The following is a 19537-nucleotide window of genomic DNA, read 5'->3' as shown; positions in this document are numbered from 1 at the left end:
GGTGAGAGTGATGGACGCGATCTTCAAGGCACTCGCCGACCCCAGTCGCCGGCAGTTGCTCGACGCCCTGAACCTGCGCAACGGCCAGAGCCTGCGCGAGTTGTGCGCGGAGCTGGACATGAGCAGGCAGGCGGTCACCAAGCACCTGGCCGTGCTGGAGTCCGCGGGCCTGGTGACCACGTCCCGCCGTGGCCGGGAGAAGCTGCACCACCTCAACGCGGCACCCATCAACGACATCGCGGAGCGCTGGATCGACCGGTACGACCGCGGCCGGGCCCGCGCGCTCGCCGATCTCAAACGGGCCTTGGAGGACACACCGATGAGCGACACGCAGTTCGTGTACGTGACGTACATCAAGACCACGCCGGACAAGCTCTGGCAGGCGCTGACCGAGCCGGCGTTCATCAGCCGCTACATGGAGGGCACCGGACCCGACTCGGACTGGAAGGTCGGATCGCCGGTGAGGTGGCGGATGGACGCCAACGGCGAGTTCCAGGACTGGGACCAGCGGGTCCTGGAGGCCGAGCCCGGCCAGCGCCTCTCCTACACCTGGCACAACTACCAGCCGGAGATGGCCGAGTGGTTCGGCTGGAGCGAGGAGAAGCTCGCCGAACTGAGGAAGGAGAAGCGCTCGAAGGTCACCTTCGAGATCGAGCAGGCCGGGAAGGACACCGTCAAGCTCACGGTGGTCCACGACGATTTCGAGCCCGACAGCGAGATGCTGAAGGCCGTGAGCGGCGGCTGGCCCGCCATCCTCTCCAACCTCAAGACCGTGCTGGAGCTCGACGAGACTCTCTCTACGCAGTCCTAGCCTCACCCGAACGGCCCCGTCCGCAACCTCGGACAGTTCTAGCCCCAACCGAACGACCCTGTCCGCGGACCCCGGACGGGGCCGTTCGTCATGGACTTGCAGTTCGTACTACGAACTAATATGGTTTGCCGAAGTCAGATAAGTTCGCGACACGAACTAGCTACTTCGCAGGAGTCCGTAATCATGAGTCGTACAGTTGTGGTCATCGGTGGCGGCTACGGCGGAGCCTCCGTCGCCAAGGCGCTCGATCAGGACGCCGACGTCGTATTGATCGACCCCAAGGACGCGTTCGTCCACTCCGCCGGATCGTTGCGCGCGCTGGTCCAGCCCGGCTGGGCGGACAACATCTTCTTTCCGTACGGCACGTTGCTCAGCCGCGGCAAGGTCGTCCGCGAACGTGCCGCCTCCGTGGATCCGGCGGGTGTCACCTTGGCCTCGGGCGAACGGATCGACGCCGACTATCTTGTGCTCGCCACCGGCTCCAGCTATCCCTATCCGGCCAAGATGGACACCGACTCCTCCACCGAGGCGTTGGAGAAGCTTCGGCTGACCCACAAGAACGTGGCGGGCGCCGATCGGGTACTGATCCTCGGCGCGGGGCCGGTCGGGTTGGAGCTCTCCGGTGAGATCAAGGCGGTCTGGCCCCACAAGCGGGTGACCGTCGTCGATCCCGCCGAACGGCTGATGCCCGCGTTCGCCCCGGAACTGCGCGCCGACCTGCACCGCCAGCTCGACTCGATCGGCGTCGACCTGCGGCTCGGCACCGCCCTCACCGCCGAACCGCCGTTCGAACCCGGCGAGCCCGGCGCGTTCACCGTCACCACGACGACCGGCGACGAGCTCTCCGCGGACCTCTGGTTCCGCGCGTACGGCGTGAACATCAACGGCGACTACCTCAGTGACGGAAAGGTCACCACACGTACCCCGCAGGGACAGGTGAGGGTGACCGAGACGCTCACCGTCCACGGCCACGACCACATCTACGCGCTCGGTGACATCACCGACATCGCCGAGGCGAAGATGGCGGGTTACGCGATGCAGCACGCCGAGGTCGTGGCACAGAACATCAGCGCCCAGCTGCGAGGCGAACGACCCACGGCCACCTACCGGCCGTCGCCCGTGCCGTCCGTCCTCCTGCCGCTCGGACCCAACGCGGGCGTCGGCCAGGTGCCGTCAGGGGAAGGGCCCGCCGTGCTGCCGGCCGAGGCGGTCTCGGAGTACAAGGGCACCGACCTCTTCGTGGGCCGGTTCAACGAGCTGTTCGGGGTCGCCTGACCTGGAGAGCCCGCCGCGTGCGGCTGGCCGCGTGCGGCTAGCCGTGCGCGGCGGGAGCCCGTTCGTCCAGCTCCATGAAGACCGCCGGAACCTCGTTGTCCTTCACCATCCGGCCGAGCAGTTCGGCGAGCTTGCCGGAATCGGACTCGCTGAGCCCCGACGGAAGCATCTCGATCCGGCGGCAGGTCTCGGCGTAGAACTCCTCGGCGAGCCTGCCGCCCTCCTCGGTCAGCGCGACCCGGGCGGCGCGCCCGTCGCGCGGGTCGGGTTCGCGGCGCACGAGGCCGGTACGGGCCGTCCGATCCACCAGACCGGTAAGACTGGACTTGGCCAGGCCCAGCACTCCGCCGAGCTCGGTCATCCCGTACGGCTGTGACATCAGCACGCACAACAGCTGGCCCTGCTGCGGGGTCAGCCCGTACTCCCGGGCGGACTCGGCGTACACGGCATTCACCAGGAATGAGGAACGTACCAGTGCGGTGACAACGCTCATCGGCTCACCCGTGGCTTTTCCCATTCCCCCAGAATACGCCAGCCCATGAGGTAGTCCGCCCACCCTCATTAGTTCGCTATACAAACTAACAAGGATTGATGACGATGCCAGAACGACGGACAGTCTTCGGAGCCGGTGTCAGCACCGCGGTCACCGACGCACCGGAGACCCTGCGACTCGCCGCCCAGGCCGACCGGCAAGGGCTCGACCTCTTCTCGGTCTCCGACCATCCCTACTTCGCCGACCGGCTCGACGCCTACTCCATCCTCGGCGTCGCCCTCGGCCGCACCACCACCATCTCGGGGCTCGTCAGCGTCACCAACCTGCCGAGCCGCCCGGCCCCGATGCTGGCGCGCACGATCACCTCGTTGTCCACGCTCACCGGCGGCCGGATCGTGCTGGGGATCGGCGCCGGTGGCCTCTGGGACGACATCGCGAGGCTGGGCGCCCCGCGACTCGGACCCGGAGCGGCCGTCCGCGCCCTGGAGGAGGCGATCACCCTCATCCGAGCGCTCTCCGGCGGCGGCGATCCCGTGACGTTCGACGGCGAGTTCTACCAGGTCACCGAACTGCAGCCCGCCCAGGTCGCGCCCGTTCCCATCTGGACCGGCTCGGTCGGCCCCAAGTCCCTGGCCGTGACCGGCAAGCTGGCCGACGGCTGGATCCCAGGTCACGCGGCCGACTGGCTCAGCGAGCGCTACCGGACCTCCCGCTCCATCATCGACGAGGCCGCCACCGCCGCCGGCCGCGACCCCAAGGACATCGCCACGATCTACAACCTGCCCGGCCGCATCACCACGACGCCCCTCACCACCACACGCGATCACGACGGCCGCTGGCTCGGCGGCTCGGCCGAGCAATGGATCGAAGAGCTCACCGGCGCGGTCCTGGAACACGACGCCGCCGGCTTCGTTCATTTCGAGACCGGCGACGCCCCCCGGGATATCACCCTGGGCCGCTGGGCCGAAGAGATCGTCCCCGCCGTACGCGAAGCCACCGTCCACCGGCTCTAGAACCGCCGGACGTTCTGGCCACGCCCGCCCGTCCGCGCCCGTCCGCGCCCGTCCGCGCCCGTCCGCGCCCGTCCGCGCCCGCCCGCGCCCGCCCGCGCCCGCCGTGCTGAGCAAGCGCCCGGTCGTGGCGTGTTGACGTGCGTTGCCACCTGGGCTCTCCGATCACTGCGGAGATCTTCTGTGCCCCCACTACCCCGGCAGCGCCGCGACCGAGCCGGGCCTGCACCGCTTCGCGTGCCAAGGCCCGGCACCCGGGCGCCGGGCTACTGGGCCATGTCGACGAAGCGGCTGTAGTGCCCTTGGAACGCCACGGTCACGGTCGCGGTCGGGCCGTTTCGGTGTTTGGCGACGATGAGGTCCGCCTCGCCCGCCCGAGGCGACTCCTTCTCGTACGCGTCCTCCCGGTGCAACAGGATGACCATGTCCGCATCCTGCTCGATTGAATTGTGGATGGATATCCCATTTGCCACGAAGTTGTGCAGGCCCATGACCGTGGCGTCGTAGACATCCTGCTCGCCGAGGCACTCCACGGCGACGATCTCATCCCAGAAGACGTCGTTGGTGGCCAGCAGTTCCAGCTCGGCACTGTCGAGCACGGCTGCGACCCGTCCCAGACGCGCCCGGCCGGGTGCGCGGCCGGGTGAGCGCTTCCACATCGCGCTGCCACTGAACTCGGCGCCCATCGCCGCAGAGGACTCCCGATGCGTCATCCCCCGCTCGGCCAGGAGCTGCCGCACATCGCCCCACACCCCACCTGGAACGGTGTCGAGGTTGGTGCTCGAACGTAGTTCACGCAGCCTCTCCGCAGCGGCGGCCGCGATCACACCACGCGCGCCGTGCACCTTCACGGCCTCGAAGAACGCCAGCTGGTTTTCGGCGCCGTGGAGATGAAGCTGATAGCCCGGCCGGGAAGCGCCCTTTGTCACGGTCTTGATGCGCGAGAGGATCCCGAATCGCAGCAGGAGACGAGACACGCCTTCCACTAGCCGACGGCTTGTCGACGCGTAGGAGACCCGGCACTGTCCGTTCTTCGCATCCCAGTGGACGCACCCATCGGTCGCCCAAAGATGCCGCAGAAACAGCGCGACCTGCTCCTTCGGCAGCCGGAACACCGGGGCCGGGACGAACTTCTCGTGAGAACGCAGGCCGAAGAGCCCCAGCTCATCCAGCCACTCCGCGATCGGGTCGCGACGCCCGTGCGTCAACCGATATGGCGCGGGCAAGCGCAGAGTCGTGACACGGGCGGCTTCAGAGTCGCCGCGCACGGCGGTGACGCCGAAGTGCCTGGCGGCTTCAGAGTCGCCGCGCACGGCGGTGACGCCGAAGTGCCTGGCGGCTTCAGAGTCGCCGCGCACGGCGGTGACGCCGAAGTGCCTGGCGGCTTCAGAGTGGCCGCGTACGGCCGTGACGCCGAAGTGCCTGGCGGCTTCGGTCACTGCGGACAGACACGCCTCATCCTTACTGGCGTAGCGGATCGGCTGCCGCTTGACGAACGAGCCGTCTCCGATCAGATGCGCCAGCAGGGTCACCCTGTCCGCCGGCCACGGCTCGATCGTCAGAGGCGGCGGAACGTGCCGCGCCGCAGCGATCCGCGCCCCCGGGCCGAGCTCCGCAAGGGCGGTCCAGCCGGTATACGTCAGGAAGGGATGATTGGCCGTGGCTTCGATCTCCTTGCCCGACGCCAGCCGGACCCGGAAGACCTCCTTGCGTCCCGTCGAGAACGCATGGGTCAGCGTCCTCGGCACGTACTTGAGCCGCTCATCGAGGGCCCACACCGGAATGTCACGAGCGCCGCTCTCGAAGAGCTCCCCGATCGAGACCTCCTCGTTGGTATCCGCGCGCATGACTCGGGTCGCGGCCGTCACGCAACCCGATTCGCGAAGGTCGGAGACCATGGGCTTCTTGTCCGTTCGCTGCTCAGGGCCTCGGTTGAGCTGGGAGAGCGCGATGACGGGGACCTGGAGCTCCTTGGCCAGGAGCTTCAGCGAACGGGAGAACTCCGAGACCTCGACCTGTCGGCTCTCGACGCGTTTCCCGGAGGTCATCAGCTGCAGGTAGTCGATGACGACGAGGCGCAGGTCGTGCTGCTGTTTGAGCCGACGGCACTTGGCGCGGATCTCCATCATCGACATGTTGGGCGAGTCGTCGATGAACAGCGGCGCCTCGGCGACCTCGCTCATGCGGCGTGCCAGGCGCGTCCAGTCCTCGTCCTGCATCGTGCCCGAACGCATGGCGTGCAGCGCGACGCGGGCCTCGGCCGACAGCAGACGCATCGTGATCTCGTTGCGTCCCATTTCCAGGCTGAAGAACGCGGAGGTCAGGCCGTGCTTGATGGACGCCGCCCGGGCGAAGTCGAGCGCGAGCGTCGAGTTGTGCGTCGGGATGCACGAACGTCCGGCGAGATACATGTGGTCGTCGTTGTCCACTTGGACGCAGCGCACGGGCACACTCGGGACCGGCCGAACGTCCACGATGTAGCGCACCCGAGCCTCGGCATCGACGTTCTTGCGCTGCCGGGCCAGCTTGCGCGGCAACCGGAAGACGGTCTCAGCCGGGGTGAAGTTGATCCGGTAGTAGGTGGACGACCGCCCTTCGACCGGCTTGGCCGTCATGGTCGCTCGGTAGCCGAGGCTCAGGATCAGCTCATGCGCGCCTTCGGCCAGCCGCTTGTTGGCGAAGCCGAGCTGCACCTGTCCGTTCTCGGTCACACTGCCGGCGGCGTCGAGCACTCCTGCCAGCAACGCCCGACGCTGCCGCTCCGAGCCCCTCAGATAGGTAGGTGGGATGCAAGCGTCCTCTGCGACGCCGAGGGCACCCAGGCTGTCGCCCAGTCCGGGCAGTACGTAGCGTCCGGACTCCGCGCTTGGGGAGACCAACTGGCCGGTGGCTGAGATCATCTCGACGAGCTCGGGGTCATCGAGAACGAGCTCGCCAGGGCGCTCGGCTCCGGCACCGAGCCACACGCCGAGAACGTAGGGATCGACGGGCACCTCGGCCGCGGGCAGGTCGAAGGGGGCTGCCACCTCGACGGCATGGTTCGTGCGGCCGTCCCCGCGGCGCCGCAGGGTCGCGGCGATCTCCACGGTCGTGCTGATCGACCGTGGCGTGGTCACACCGAGGTGGCCATGGTCGTCGTGACCCCGCCGAGAGGCGACGGCACCGTCGAAGGCGAGATCCTTCGCGGCGTCAGTGAAGCTGAGGACGGATCTGACTCCCGTTCCGGAGCGTCCGATACGACTGGTCGCCTCGACCTGAGGGAGCGAGATCGTACGCGAACCAAGCCCGCTCGCGGTCGCCGTCCAGGGGACCTCGGAGCGCACAGCCGGGGGCTGCTCGGCTATCCCACCCCGGCCGGGCTCCATGGCGCGACGGTGCCGGGACGAGCCTCGCGCGAGGGCGTACGCGGAGGTCGTCGACCGCCTCACCGCCCGCCGTCGCCCGTGCGCGCGTACGGAGGGAGTCGTCGTTCGCCACTGGTGCTCGGCGTCAGCGACGATCACTTCGCCGTCGGAGAACTCCACCTCGTAACAAGGACGCCCGTACATCACCTCGGTGGCCGCCACGACGCGGGTGGGCTTACCGTCCGCCCCCAACAGGTAGTCACCGACCTTGACCTCCCCCATCGTCGTCCATCCAAAGGGGGACACAAGGGGAGTATCCAGGGCAAGTGCCTTACCCATCGCAGGTCGCGCGGCGACCACTACCATCTGCCCCGCGTGCAGGCCGTTCGTAAGGGCGTCGAGGTCGCTGAAGCCGGTGGGGACGCCGGTCATCTGGCCGCCGCGGCTACCGATCGCCTCGATCTCGTCGAGGGCGCCGGGCATGATCTCGCTGAGGGGAACGTAGTCCTCGCCGGAGCGCTTTTCGGCGATGGCGAAGACCTCGGCCTGGGCCCGGTCGAGCACGTCGTCGGCGTCGGCCCCGTCGGCGGCGTAGCCCATCTGGACGATGCGCGTGCCCGCCTCGACGAGCCTGCGCAACATCGACCGTTCGCGAACGATCTTCGCGTAGTAGCCGGCGTTGGCCGCGGTGGGCACCGAGGAGATCAGCGTGTGCAGGTAGGGCGCCCCGCCGACCCGGCCGATCTCGCCGCGCTTGGTCAGCTCGCCGACGATGGTGACGGCGTCGGCGGGGTCGCCGCGGCCGTAGAGGTCGAGGACGGCGTCGTAGATGATCTGGTGGGCGGGACGGTAGAAGTCCTGCGTGCGCAGTACCTCGACGACCTCGGCGATGGCGTCCGGTGAGAGCAGCATGCCGCCGAGCACGCCCTGCTCGGCGTTGATGTCGTGCGGCGGGGTGCGTTCGAACTCGGGTGCGGGTTCTGAGCCGCCTATCTCGGCAACGCTCACGTTGGACCCCCTCCGCTTCCCAGGTCTCAGCCGCCCCGCCAGCTTCGCTGCCGACCCTGTCTCACACGTCTACCGCCTGCGTCGGACATTCTCCTGAGTGCCACTCCGAGGGAGCAAAGTGATCTGTGGACGGCTCTGTGGAGCCGCTGTGCAGATGTGCCGATTCGTTGTGCACTACCTGGGGACAACTCTGGGGATTCTTGCGGGTCGGCGACTGACATAGCCTGGGTGACCTGCTAAAACGCCCGTCCACCGGGTGTGCGGGAAAGAAAGTCGCCGATGCGGTGGCCTGGGGCCACCGATGTAATAGGCATATTTCCTATAAGCCTTACACCTTGGTACTGTGGCGGTCATGGTCGGCTCACCCCCACGCCTCCGGAAGAACCCCCACGACCGCGAGATCCTGCGGCTGGCGGTGCCGGCCTTCGGCGCGCTCATCGCCGAGCCGCTGTTCCTGCTGTCCGACACCGCGATCGTCGGCCACTTGGGCACGGCACAGCTCGGTGGCCTCGGCGTAGCCGGGCAGGCCCTCAGCACCCTGGTCTACCTGTGCATCTTCCTCGCGTACGGCACGACCGCCAGCGTGGCCCGCCAGGTGGGAGCCGGTGATCTGCGCGGCGCCGTCCGGCAGGGCATCGACGGCATGTGGCTGGCGCTCACGATCGGCGTGGTGCTCATCGTGGCCGGGTGGCCGCTCGTCCCCTGGATCGTCGACGTGTTCGGCGCGTCCCCCTCGGTGACCCCGTACGCCGAGACCTATCTGAAGGTCAGCCTCTTCGGCATCCCGGGCATGCTCGTGGTGCTGGCGGGCACCGGCGTGCTGCGCGGGCTCCAGGACACGCGTACGCCGCTGGTCGTCTCGATCGGCGGCTTCTCGCTCAACCTGCTGCTGAACGTGATCTTCGTGCTGGGCTTCGGATGGGGCATCGCCGGCTCCGCGTGGGGCACGGTGATCGCTCAGACGGGCAGCGCCGCCGTCTACGTGGCGGTGGTCCTGCGGGCGGCCGGGAGGCTTAGGGTCTCCGTACGGCCCGACGCGGCCGGGTTGCGGGCCTCGGCCACGGCGGGCCTGAGCCTGGTGCTGCGTACGGCGGCGCTGCGGCTCGTCCTCATCGTCGGAACGTCGGTCGCGGCGCGCATGGGCGATCCAGAAATCGCCGCGTACCAGGTGGGATTCCAGATCTGGACGTTGCTGGCGTTCGCCCTCGACGCCATCGCGATCGCGGGCCAGGCGATCACCGGCCGTTATCTGGGCGCGAGCGACACGACCGGCGCGCGGGCCGCCACCCGGCGCATGGTCCAGTGGGGCGTGGTCTGCGGGGTCGTGTTCGGCTTGGCGATCATCGCGGTACGGCCGTGGCTGCCGGGGCTCTTCACATCGGACGATCACGTACGGGACCTGCTGCTCACGTCCTTGCTGATCGTCGCACTGCTGCAGCCGGTCGCGGGCGTGGTCTTCGTGCTGGACGGCATCCTCATCGGAGCGGGCGACGGCGGCTACCTGGCGGCCACCACGCTGATAGCGACGATGGTCTTCCTACCTGCGGCGTTGCTGGCGTACATAGCGGACGCGGGGCTCATCGGGCTCTGGCTCGCGATCGGTCTGTGGATGCTCGCCCGCTTCACCACGCTGAGCCTGCGCGCGCGCGGCGACGCCTGGATGGTCACAGGCGCCACGCGGTAGCGGAGTGAACAGTGGGACGGAATCGCGAATGTCGCCCCCCTACCCCTACCCGACCTCGCTAGGATTCGAACATGTGTTCCACACACGGAGAGCGGATGGCCAGGCTGACACAGGCCATCGACGACCTGGCGGCAGAGGGGCTGGCCGGGTTGCCGCCCGACACGCTCGTGGAACGGGTCGCCGGGATCTGGTCCCTGGTCGAGGGCATCGATCCCGAGATCGCACGACGCCGCACGCGCTACACCATGCCGGAGTCCTGAGGTCAGCCGTCCTCGGGCTCGTCGACCGCCCCGTACAACCGGACTGAAATCGCATCCCGCAACTCCGGAAGCCTCGAATACAGCACATCACCCGGACAGTCGGTGTTGCCGAGGTCGCGATGTCCAACCACGGCCTTGTCGGGATCGAGTTGATACTCGGCGCAGAGCCACGTGCAGGCCGTGACCAGCGAAGTCCACAACAACGCTGGAACGGAGGCCTTCGCGTAGTTGCCCTCGTTCTCGATTCCGATGGTGTGGTCGTTGTGGTGCAGGGCCTGCGCCCCGACCACATGCCTGCCCGTGAGGATCGCCGACAGACTGCCGTCCCGGCCCTCCATCACGTATCCGCCGCGGCTGATCGTGAGGTGCTGCCCGGTGTCGTTCCAACCCCGGTGCCTCATGTGGAAACGCTGGATGTCGCGCGACAACCGGTAGGCGTGCTCCAGCGATTCGTTGGTCGTGTTCGGCGTCGCCGTATGGTGCACCACGATGCGGTCCGGCATCCGCTCGACGACCTTGGCGCCCTTCCGCGACCTCCTGGCTCCCCATTCCTGCCGCGTGTAGACCCGTGGCCGCGACGGCAGGGGACGTTCGACCGCGCCTCGGATGCTCTCCGCCATGGCCTCATTCTCGGCCAGGCCCACCCCCATGAACACGCCGAAGATCCCCGCCGCACCCCCCAGAACCGTGCGGCGGCTCAGCACCGGGTCGCCGCCCCCCTCCGGCAGCCAGCCATCCGAACACCCGCACACGCGACCCCCCAGCTTGTCATGATCCATTATCGGAACGTAGTCGCGCCCAGAGGGAGGACCAAGGACACGGCGATTCACGGACGCTTAACAAAAACCCCCCGCAACACCATGAAACAGACGCCCACACTCCCCCGCCCTGCGCCCCGTACCACCCCGGCGCAGCAGCGCGCCGCCGCGCAAGCGCCCCGCCGCGGCATGGGAGCACGGCGCTCCGGAGGCCGTGGCGCCTTGGATTACCGTGGCATCTTGAGCGACCGTGGCACCCTAGATGCGACGTGGCGCCCTTGATGAGCGTGTCGCTTTCCGTGAGCGTGACGCTCTCAATAGCCGTGGCGCTTGACCGTGGCGCTTTAGGTGGACGTGGCGCCTTCGGTGACCGTGACGCTCTGAGTGGGCGTGGCACGTTCGGCGAACGTAGCGCCGTCGGCGGACGTGGCGCTGGCAGTAGACGTGGCGTTCTGGGGCGCTCCTGGCGCCTTGGGTGAGCATGGCGCCTTGGGTGAGCATGGCGCCTTGGGTGAGCATCGCGCCTTCGACGAGCGTGGCGCTTTCAGTAGGCGTGGCGCCTTCGGCGGACGTAGCGCCGTCGGCGGACGTGGCGCTGTCAGTGGACGTGGCGTCCTGGGGCGCTCCTGGCGCCTTGGGTGAGCATCGCGCCTTGGGTGAGCATCGCGCCTTGGGTGAGCATCGCGCTTTGAGTGAGCATGGCGCCTTGGGTGAGCATCGCGCCTTCGATGAGCATGGCGCCTTCGGTGGACGTAGCGCCTTCGGTCGACGTGCCGCTTTGGGTGGACGTAGCGCTTTCGGTCGACGTGACGCTTTGGGTGGGCGAGGCACCTTGGGCGGACGTGGCGCTCTGAGTGGGCGTGTGCCTTTTAGGTCGACGTGCCTCTTAGGTCGACGTGCCGCTTTGGGCGAGCGTGGCGCCTTGAGAGATCGTGGCGCCATCGTAGGTGTGGCGCCGTGGGTGGGCGTGGCGGTTTGGTTGGGCTGGGTCGGAGGGTGTTGTGGAGTGGGGTGGGCAGCACTAAGCCGCCGGGTGGGAGGCTTGGCGCCTCTCACCCGGCGGCTTGGTGTGCGTTATGGCGCGACGGCCGTGGTTCAGGCCTCGACGACGTTGACGTCGATCGACGCGTTGACGTCGGGGTGCAGGCGGACGCTGGCCCGGTGCGAACCGACGGTCTTGATCGGGTTGCCGATCTCGATCCGGCGCTTGTCGAGGTCCGGGCCACCGGCGGCCTTGACGGCGTCGGCGATGTCGGCCGCGGTGACCGCGCCGAACAGGCGGCCGTTGCTGCCCGTACGGGTGCGCAGCGTCACCTTGAGCGCCTGCAGCCGACCGGCGACCTCCTTGGCGTGCTCGACGGTCGCGATCTCGCGGGCCGAACGTGCCTTCTTGATCGACTCAATCTGCTTCTCGGCGCCTCGGGTCCACTTGATCGCGAACCCGCGCGGCACGAGGTAGTTGCGGCCGTAGCCGTCCTTGACCTCGACCACGTCACCGGGCTCACCGATACCGGAAACCTGCTGAGTCAGGATGAGCTTCATGGTTCAGATCCTCCTGACTCAGCGAGCGGTGCTGGTGTACGGCAGCAGCGCCATCTCGCGGGCGTTCTTGATCGCCGTCGCGACGTCGCGCTGGTGCTGGGTGCAGTTGCCGGTCACGCGACGGGCCCGGATCTTGCCGCGGTCGGAGATGAACTTCCGCAGCAGGCCGGTGTCCTTGTAGTCGACGTAGGAGATCTTCTCCTGGCAGAACACGCAAACCTTCTTCTTCGGCTTGCGGGGAGGTGGCTTCGCCATCGTGGTGCTCCTTATGTAGAGCCCCGCTCACGCGGGAATGGACGTTTGTCGAATTGCTTGATCTTGCTTAGAACGGCGGGTCGTCGGAGAATCCGCCGCCCCCGCCGGAGCCGCCGCCGGTGGCCCAGGGGTCGTCGGCCGGGGCGCCGCCGCCCTGACCCCCCTGGCCGCCCTGGCCGCCGCCGCCGCTGAAGCCGCCGCCCGCGGCGGCACCGCCGCCGAAGCCGCCGCCCCCGCCACCCTGCCGCTGGGTCTTGTTGACCTTGGCGGTGGCGTTGCGCAGCGAGGGGCCGACCTCGTCGACCTCGATCTCGAAGACGGTGCGCTTCTCACCCTCACGGGTCTCGTACGACCGCTGCTTGAGGCGTCCCTGCACGATCACCCGCATGCCGCGCTGCAGGCTCTCGGCGCAGTTCTCCGCCGCCTGCCGCCAGACGTTGCAGGTGAGGAAGAGGGCCTCGCCGTCCTTCCACTCGTTGGCCTGGCGGTCGAAGAACCGCGGGGTCGACGCGATGCGGAACGACGCGACCGCCTGGCCGCTGGGGGTGAAGCGCAGGTTCGGGTCCTCGACGAGGTTCCCGACGATCGTGATTACGGTGTCGCCTGCCATTGGGCTCGCTCCGGCGGGTAGGTGGGCCTGGGGCCTGACGCGGTGCGCCTGGCTCAGTGGACCTCGGGGCGGATGACCTTCGTACGCAGGATCGTCTCGCTCAGGTTGAGCTGCCGGTCGAGCTCCTTGACCGTGGCAGGCTCGGCCGTCAGGTCGACCACCGCGTAGATGCCTTCGGACTTCTTCAGGATGTCGTACGCGAGGCGGCGCCGACCCCAGATGTCGATCTTCTCGACGCTCCCGCCGTCGTCCTTGACGACCTTCAGGAACGGGTCGAGCGACGTGGAAACGGTACGCTCGTCGACGGCCGGGTCGAGGATGGCCATGAGTTCGTAACGACGCATGCTGTGTCCCTACCTCCTCTGGACTGGTGCGGTCACGGTCTCTCCGTGACAGGAGGGCTGTTGCGTCAGTCGCGGGGCGGTGCCGGCCGTCGTGACCGGGGCGCCTACCGCGAGACCGATACAGGCTACCAAGAGTTTGCAGCGTGTCAGGCTATGTACGCAGCCAACACACGTTCTCAGACGGCCGGGCCCTCGCGCGCCGGCCCGGAAAGCGCCCGCGTCAGCGTCTGGCGGCCCGCGTGCCGGTCGGCCGCGCGCAACGCCGGCGTTCCAGCTCGGCCATGATGTCGGCCATCCTGGCCCGCATCCGGGCGGTCTGGGTCGTCAGCACCGACAGCTCCTCGACGAGCTCGGCGTCGCCGATGACCGCGAAATCACTCGCCTTCACCGTGCACCTCCTTGCGTTCCCTGCTTCCCCTCAGGGCGGACGGCTCGCCGGGGGCGGCCGTTTTCGAATCCATGTTCGACCGTACCGCTTGGGGACGACATTTTCCGCCGTACCTCGCGGGTTGATCGCCAGCCGTCCCGGGAATCTCTTCACGGACGTGATACGTCCGTCCCGTCCGGGGCATGACGTCCCAGACGTAACGGCGAGCACACTCGCAGCTGGAGGGGAGGCCCCATGCCACAGGAGGCAGCCGGTCAGAAGCGTTCGGTCCTCAGCCTCAACACCGACGGAGAACGGCACCCGATCGAGAACTCCCTCGCGGTCGCCGCCATCGTCATCGGGTTGGTCGCGCTCATCCTGGGATTCATCCCCGCGACCCACTTCTTCGGCGCCATCGCCGGCGTGATCGGGCTTCCGCTTGCGCTCTACTCGCAGATGATCTCGGCCACCACCGGCGAACGCTGGCTCAACGTGGTCGGCATGGTCGCCTCCTTCGTCGGCACGGCCTTCGCCCTACGCCACGGCGGCTTCACCCCCTAACGGCCCTTTGCCCACCCAGACGGCCGGACAACAACCCACCCATATGCCCTCGCCAGCCGCCGTACGACCCCGGCTATACGCCACTCCCGGCTGGACGGCTGGTCCTGGCTGGACTGCTGCCCCCGGGGAACGATCGCTCCCGCCCGGACGGCCGCTCCGGCCGGACACCCGGTCCCTGACCGGACGGCTGCTCCTGACGGACACCCGCTCGCTGATCGCACGCCCGCTGCCTGCCGGACGGTTACTCCTAGCCAGACAGAGGCCCCTGCCGGACGGCCGCCCCTGACGCCTGCCGGACGGCCACTCCTGACCGGATGGCCGCTCCTGGCCGGATGGCCGCTCTTGGCGCGGACGGCTGGTCCTGGTCGGACGGCTGTTCAGCTGTGCGCCGTGCCGCTTGTGCGTCTGCATGGATGCGGCGGCCGTGCGTCTGTGCGGATGTTCGGCCGCATCGAGCGCGTCTGCTTGGACTTGCGCGGTCTATTGGACTTGCGCGGTCTAACTGTCGGAGGGCGCGGCTAGGCTCGGGGGCATGCGCATCGGAGCCCACGTCGACCAGACCAACCCGCTCGACAACGCTCGCGCCGTCGAGGCCGAGGTCGTGCAGTTCTTCCTCGGTGACCCGCAGGGCTGGAAGAAGCCGGTCCTGCCTGAAGGCGTCGACGCGGTCAGGGACTCCGATGTCGACGTGTACGTGCACGCCCCGTACACGATCAACGTGGCGACCTCCAACAACCGCATCCGCATTCCCAGCCGCAAGAACCTCACCCAGCAACTGGAGGCGGCCGCCTCGATCGGTGCCAAGGCCCTGATCGTCCACGGCGGGCATGTGCTGAAGGACGACGATCCCGAGACCGGCTTCGAGAACTGGCGGAAGGTCTTCGAGCGCATCGAGTGCCCGATCCCCGTCTACATCGAGAACACGGCGGGCGGCGGCAACGCCATGGCGCGCAAGTTCGACCGCATCGCCCGGCTGTGGGAGGTCCTGTCCAGCGTTCCGGGGCTCGACGACAAGATCGGCTTCTGTCTCGACACGTGCCACGCGCACGCGGCCGGCGAGGACCTCATCGACGCGGTCGACCGGATCAAGGCCATCACCGGCCGGATCGACCTGGTCCACTGCAACGACAGCCGCGACGCGTTCGACTCCGGCGCCGACCGGCACGCCAATCTGGGCTCGGGCACCATCGACCCCGAGCTGATCCTCGGCGTCGTCCGCGCCGCCGGCGCACCGGTCGTGGTGGAGACCCCCGGCGCGGGCCAGGCCGACGACATCGCCTGGCTGCGTTCGAACCTGGCCTGAACCGGCCTTTCCGTTCGTCCCGTCAGCGGCTCAAAGGGTGGCTTCCAGCGGGAACTTCGGCGACATGTGCGGCATCTAACTCCGCGAAGTCCCTTAATCAGCACACGCACACCAAGTCGTCACACTGGCATAATCCGCACAGTCCACACCTCAGCGCACGCGCGACACTTGCGGCGGCGGGCGCGCGAACGATCGGGAAGTCGATGGCCCAGCCCCCTTACGACCCGTACGGCTACGGCTCGCAGGACCCCTACGCACAGCAGCAGCAGTACCCGCCGGCCCAGGTTCAGCACCACTACTACGGCGGCGCGCCCGTCGCCGTGCGCACCAACGGCATGGCGACCGCTTCGATGATCTTGGGCATCATCGGCATCTTCACCTGCGGCTTCGGCTCGATCCTCGCGGTGATCTTCGGACATGTCGCGCAGAGCCAGATCCGCCGTACGGGCGAGGGCGGCAGCGGCATGGCCGTAGCCGGCCTGATCATGGGCTACATCATGCTCGCGCTCGGCCTTCTTTACTGGATCGTCGTAGTCGGTATCTACGGCGCGGCACTGTGGAGCATCAGCGAGTCCGGCTCGGGCAACACCTACTAGCCGAGGGTCTGGGCTGGGCATTGCCGGTGATCCCTCGTAGGCCGGAGACCGCGTGTCTCCGGCCTCATTCCAGTTCGGGGACGCCTATGACGTGGGCGCCGCCGTCTCCGATGAGGAGAACGGTCATAGGGGTGTCACTGTCCCGCCATGACTCCACGGCTTCGGCGAACACGTCGAGCGCCGTACGGAACGAGCCCTCGTCGGCCGCGGCCAGTTCCCACCACGTCTCGTACCCGATCAGGTAGCCCTCCTGACCGGACGCCCAGGACAGGTCGGTCAGGCAGTCCTCCAGCGCGTCCCAGTTGTCGCCGAACCAGTCCGGAAACTCGAAGACCGCGGCGCACGCCCGCAAGAGGGACTCCTTTCCACGGATGGCCGCGCCGTCCAGCCGGAAGATCCGCATGCCGGCTCGTTCAGCCCGTTCGGTCCAGTCGAACGAGGCGGGCGGCCGCCACTGGAACACGCCCGGCTCCAGCCGCCCCGCGAGCAGGTCGTTCAGTGCCCTCTTCGCGCCCACTTCATCTCCCGGCGGTCTCCCTCCGGCCGATGGCCCGCCCCTGGTCGGCCAGTCGCCGTCATCACGGCGTCCCCGCCTGCTCGCGATCGTTCCACAGGGCCGGTACGGACGGCCCCGGCGACGCGCTGACCTGGCCTGATCGTTCACTGGAGTCAACACCTTGACAGGTCGCCGAGCCATTTCCTAATATCTCTATACACGAGAGGCTCTTAACAAGAGCTACTCGCTTTGAGAGTCGGTACCCGTTCTCGGGAGGAGACCCACCATGAACCTCACCAAAACCCCCACGACCGTCGAACGCGTCCATGCGGACTACCGCACCGTGAAGCGCCTCGGCCACTGGACGACCGCACGGCACATCGAGGTGCGCGCCCACCGCGGCGGCGCCGTGATCGACCTGCGGTCGCCGCGGATTCCCGAAGGAGACATCGAGGTCCGTCTCGACCTCGACCACGCGTGGGTGAAGGTGCTCGTCGACGACGACACCGAGATCGACAGCTGGGACCTGCGGTTCGTCAGGCGCGGTCGCGTGAAGGACTGGACCGGCGAGAACGGCTCCGGCCGCCGCGTACGGCTCGTCGGCGAGATCCGCAGCGCGGAGGTCCGGGTGCACCGTGGCGGTATCGCGACGCTGTCGGCGCTGTTCTCCCGCGAGTTCCTCGACGAGGCGCGCAAGGTCCGCAAGGAGGGCGGTACCCCGTCCATCCCCGACCCTGGCTACGAGGGCTGAATCTCCACCCATCCGAGATCGCGCACGGCCCCGCACACCGTGCGCGATCAGCACGCCCGCCAGCGGCTTACACCCTCTTCCGCAAGCCACGTCGCCCACTAGTCGACTGGTAGAAGGCGTCGCTAACTGAGTGGCGGCTGACGCCGCTCACCGCGCGACAGGTGGCAGCGCCAAACCGCATCGCAGTGGCGGCGCTAGGGCGTGTTTTGGGGCGGGTAGCAGGGGTGCGGAGCCAGAGATGAAGATGGAGGCCGGCCGCCCTGCGCTCGGCGAGCGCGGCGGTGGACGGCCCGGTCGCGGAGCTGGGCGATGATGCATTTGACCTTGCGTTCGGTACTGATGCCATGCCGAAGGGAGGCCGCACTCATTGACATCACGCCTCAGGCGACGCCCTAATCGTGTCGCACGTGGCGGCGCTAACCGCGTGACAGGTGAGGCCACTGGCCGCGTGACAGGTGAGGCCGCTAGCCGCGTGGCGAGTGACGTCGCTGGCCGCGTGGCAGACGGCGGTGCCAATCGCATGGCAGGTGGCCGCCGCTAGCCGCGTGCCGGGTGGCGCCGCTTGCCGGGCGGCGGCGCCCGCCGCGTGGTGGGTGGCGGTGGTTGGTGGGTGGCGGGGTTTGGTTTTTAGGGTGTGGCGGCTACGGCTCGGCGGCTGCGTAGGGTGCGGAGGCTGATGACGTCGGGGGCGCCGTCGAGTATGCCGCCCGCTGGATCGTCCACGCCGTTCTCTCGTACGGCATCGCCCGACGGGCGCAGGATGTCAAGTACGACCAGCAGCGCCAGCAGTAGCACGGTCACGAACCTGGCGAAGAGCGCCAGGAAGTAGACGCTGTCGTCAATGCCGCCCGGCGGGACGTCGAAGTGCAGCAGTGTGGAGACCGTGGTCGATAGGTCCGCGCCCGGCTGGCGGTGGTGGACGGCCAGTAGGTACCACCAGATGCCGAAGAAGTAGATGACCTCGCCCGCCTGCCAGACGATGAACGCGGGTAGGCGTGGGCGGGCCAGGACGGCGAGCGGTAGGAGCCAGAGCACGTACTGCGGCGACCAGACCTTGTTGGGCAGCATGAAGGCCACCAGGACGAGGAACATCAGCTGCGGAAGGCGCGGACGGGTCGGGGCCGCGAGGGCCAGGATCGCGATGCCGATGGCGAGGACGAGGAAGGTGCCGGTACCGAGCAGGTTGAGGTCGTCGGTGTTGTTCGCCGCTGGCACGCCGTGGTCGCGCAGGTAGAAGAAGATCGATCCCCAGTCGATGCCGCGGCTACGGCTGAAGCTGTAGAACTCCAGCCAGCCCTCCCATGCGAACACCATCACGGGGAGGTTGACGACGAGCCATCCGATCGCGGTCCCCGCCACCATGCGGCCCATGGCACGCCACTGCCCGGTCCGTACGCACAGTAGGACGAGCGGTCCCAGGAAGAGCAACGGGTAGAACTTCGCCGCGATGGCCAAGCCCAACAGCAGGCCCGCCAGCAGCGGCTTCTTGGACGCCCAGGCAGCGAGTGCCAGGGCCGAGAGTCCTACCGCGAGCAAGTCCCAGTTGATGTACGCGGTAAGCAGCAGCGCGGGCGAGCACGCCACCATCAGGCCGACCCTCAGTGTCTTGCGTCCGGCTACATACGCCGTGGCGAGAACGGTGACAATGGCCAGCAGCGCCAGCAGCAACACGGTCACGTTGTAGAACGCCATGCCACGGGTCTCGACGCCGAACGGCCGTACGAGCGTGGCCACCAACTGCATGAAGAAGCCGCTCAGCGCCGGGTACTCGACGTACGTGATGTCGTCGCCGGCAAAGGAATCGAAGTAGGGCACCTTGCCGTCGTTCAGGCCACGCACGTAATAGAGCGGGTAGATGTCGGTGTAGCACGCCCGCGTCGTCGTCTTGACGAAGTCGAAACCCGCCGTGGCGCACGGTCGTTTCTGCAGCCAGCCAAGGACGCATACCAGCGCGGTGACTCCGGTCAGCACCGGCAACGAGCGCATCAGGCGCCCATGGCCGCCCGGCTGGTCGTCCAGGGTGGATACGGCAGGGGTAGACGACGGCATGGACGAAACCCTATTGCCCA

At 68.1% G+C, this 19537-nt stretch carries 20 protein-coding genes; 9 read left to right on the top strand and 11 right to left on the bottom strand.

All coding sequences use genetic code 11. From position 1 onward, the window contains the following. Positions 1 to 10: 10 nt before the first annotated feature. The gene (locus tag ABD333_RS30840) at positions 11 to 811 is read left to right on the top strand and encodes an ArsR/SmtB family transcription factor (protein WP_344546045.1); all 801 of its coding nucleotides are present in this window, start codon (positions 11 to 13) and stop codon (positions 809 to 811) included. A 183-nt stretch (positions 812 to 994) separates the two neighbouring features. Continuing rightward, positions 995 to 2086 carry an NAD(P)/FAD-dependent oxidoreductase gene (locus tag ABD333_RS30835; protein WP_344546044.1) on the top strand — a complete coding sequence of 364 codons (1092 nt, stop codon included), beginning with the start codon at positions 995 to 997 and terminating at the stop codon, positions 2084 to 2086. Positions 2087 to 2123: 37 nt separating this feature from the next. Here the strand turns inward: ABD333_RS30835 and ABD333_RS30830 are convergent, their stop codons facing one another. Then, entirely contained in the window at positions 2124 to 2579 is a 456-nt protein-coding gene (locus ABD333_RS30830) for a MarR family winged helix-turn-helix transcriptional regulator (RefSeq protein WP_344546043.1), read from the bottom strand. Between the two features lie 104 nt (positions 2580 to 2683). On the opposite strand from ABD333_RS30830, the gene ABD333_RS30825 reads away from it, so the two are divergent. Next, on the top strand, positions 2684 to 3592 hold the full coding sequence (locus ABD333_RS30825; RefSeq protein WP_344546042.1) for an LLM class flavin-dependent oxidoreductase: 909 nt from the start codon (positions 2684 to 2686) through the stop codon (positions 3590 to 3592). A gap of 263 nt (positions 3593 to 3855) precedes the next feature. On the opposite strand, the gene ABD333_RS30820 is transcribed toward ABD333_RS30825, so the two are convergent. Then, positions 3856 to 7941 carry a replicative DNA helicase gene (locus ABD333_RS30820; RefSeq protein WP_344546041.1) on the bottom strand — a complete coding sequence of 1362 codons (4086 nt, stop codon included), beginning with the start codon at positions 7939 to 7941 and terminating at the stop codon, positions 3856 to 3858. Between the two features lie 352 nt (positions 7942 to 8293). On the opposite strand from ABD333_RS30820, the gene ABD333_RS30815 reads away from it, so the two are divergent. Continuing rightward, positions 8294 to 9625, top strand: coding sequence for an MATE family efflux transporter (locus ABD333_RS30815; protein ID WP_344546040.1), 1332 nt, complete (start codon positions 8294 to 8296; stop codon positions 9623 to 9625). Between the two features lie 95 nt (positions 9626 to 9720). Beyond that, positions 9721 to 9885 (top strand): hypothetical protein, encoded by a 165-nt coding sequence (locus ABD333_RS30810; RefSeq protein ID WP_344546039.1) that lies wholly within the window; start codon positions 9721 to 9723, stop codon positions 9883 to 9885. 2 nt (positions 9886 to 9887) lie between these two features. On the opposite strand, the gene ABD333_RS30805 is transcribed toward ABD333_RS30810, so the two are convergent. The 7 genes from ABD333_RS30805 to ABD333_RS30775 all read right to left on the bottom strand — a co-directional run bounded on the left by ABD333_RS30805 (position 9888) and on the right by ABD333_RS30775 (position 13782). Continuing rightward, positions 9888 to 10664: a peptidoglycan recognition protein family protein gene (locus tag ABD333_RS30805; RefSeq protein WP_344546038.1), complete on the bottom strand. Its 777-nt coding sequence runs from the start codon at positions 10662 to 10664 to the stop codon at positions 9888 to 9890. A gap of 577 nt (positions 10665 to 11241) precedes the next feature. Next, positions 11242 to 11379 carry a hypothetical protein gene (locus ABD333_RS30800; protein WP_344546037.1) on the bottom strand — a complete coding sequence of 46 codons (138 nt, stop codon included), beginning with the start codon at positions 11377 to 11379 and terminating at the stop codon, positions 11242 to 11244. A gap of 359 nt (positions 11380 to 11738) precedes the next feature. Beyond that, complete coding sequence (rplI, locus tag ABD333_RS30795) at positions 11739 to 12185, bottom strand: 50S ribosomal protein L9 (RefSeq protein WP_344546036.1); 447 nt, start codon at positions 12183 to 12185, stop codon at positions 11739 to 11741. A gap of 18 nt (positions 12186 to 12203) precedes the next feature. Then, on the bottom strand, positions 12204 to 12440 hold the full coding sequence (gene rpsR / locus ABD333_RS30790; protein WP_019631633.1) for a 30S ribosomal protein S18: 237 nt from the start codon (positions 12438 to 12440) through the stop codon (positions 12204 to 12206). 67 nt (positions 12441 to 12507) lie between these two features. Further along, positions 12508 to 13050 (bottom strand): single-stranded DNA-binding protein, encoded by a 543-nt coding sequence (locus ABD333_RS30785; protein WP_344546035.1) that lies wholly within the window; start codon positions 13048 to 13050, stop codon positions 12508 to 12510. A gap of 53 nt (positions 13051 to 13103) precedes the next feature. After that, entirely contained in the window at positions 13104 to 13394 is a 291-nt protein-coding gene (gene rpsF, locus ABD333_RS30780) for a 30S ribosomal protein S6 (protein ID WP_344546034.1), read from the bottom strand. Between the two features lie 220 nt (positions 13395 to 13614). After that, positions 13615 to 13782: a hypothetical protein gene (locus ABD333_RS30775; protein ID WP_344546033.1), complete on the bottom strand. Its 168-nt coding sequence runs from the start codon at positions 13780 to 13782 to the stop codon at positions 13615 to 13617. A gap of 234 nt (positions 13783 to 14016) precedes the next feature. On the opposite strand from ABD333_RS30775, the gene ABD333_RS30770 reads away from it, so the two are divergent. The 3 genes from ABD333_RS30770 to ABD333_RS30760 all read left to right on the top strand — a co-directional run bounded on the left by ABD333_RS30770 (position 14017) and on the right by ABD333_RS30760 (position 16221). After that, complete coding sequence (locus ABD333_RS30770) at positions 14017 to 14322, top strand: hypothetical protein (protein ID WP_344546032.1); 306 nt, start codon at positions 14017 to 14019, stop codon at positions 14320 to 14322. Between the two features lie 532 nt (positions 14323 to 14854). Further along, the gene (locus ABD333_RS30765; RefSeq protein ID WP_344546031.1) at positions 14855 to 15625 is read left to right on the top strand and encodes a deoxyribonuclease IV; all 771 of its coding nucleotides are present in this window, start codon (positions 14855 to 14857) and stop codon (positions 15623 to 15625) included. A 203-nt stretch (positions 15626 to 15828) separates the two neighbouring features. Then, complete coding sequence (locus ABD333_RS30760; RefSeq protein ID WP_344546030.1) at positions 15829 to 16221, top strand: DUF4190 domain-containing protein; 393 nt, start codon at positions 15829 to 15831, stop codon at positions 16219 to 16221. Positions 16222 to 16285: 64 nt separating this feature from the next. Here the strand turns inward: ABD333_RS30760 and ABD333_RS30755 are convergent, their stop codons facing one another. Continuing rightward, the gene (locus ABD333_RS30755; protein ID WP_344546029.1) at positions 16286 to 16738 is read right to left on the bottom strand and encodes a barstar family protein; all 453 of its coding nucleotides are present in this window, start codon (positions 16736 to 16738) and stop codon (positions 16286 to 16288) included. A 265-nt stretch (positions 16739 to 17003) separates the two neighbouring features. Between ABD333_RS30755 and ABD333_RS30750 the strand changes: the two genes are divergently transcribed. Next, positions 17004 to 17468 (top strand): hypothetical protein, encoded by a 465-nt coding sequence (locus tag ABD333_RS30750; protein WP_344546028.1) that lies wholly within the window; start codon positions 17004 to 17006, stop codon positions 17466 to 17468. A 627-nt stretch (positions 17469 to 18095) separates the two neighbouring features. On the opposite strand, the gene ABD333_RS30745 is transcribed toward ABD333_RS30750, so the two are convergent. Next, on the bottom strand, positions 18096 to 19517 hold the full coding sequence (locus ABD333_RS30745) for a glycosyltransferase family 87 protein (RefSeq protein ID WP_344546027.1): 1422 nt from the start codon (positions 19515 to 19517) through the stop codon (positions 18096 to 18098). Positions 19518 to 19537 lie beyond the last annotated feature (20 nt).

Source organism: Actinomadura fulvescens (assembly GCF_039533225.1).
GTDB lineage: Bacteria > Actinomycetota > Actinomycetes > Streptosporangiales > Streptosporangiaceae > Spirillospora > Spirillospora fulvescens.
This window is presented reverse-complemented; position numbering and strand designations above follow the sequence as displayed.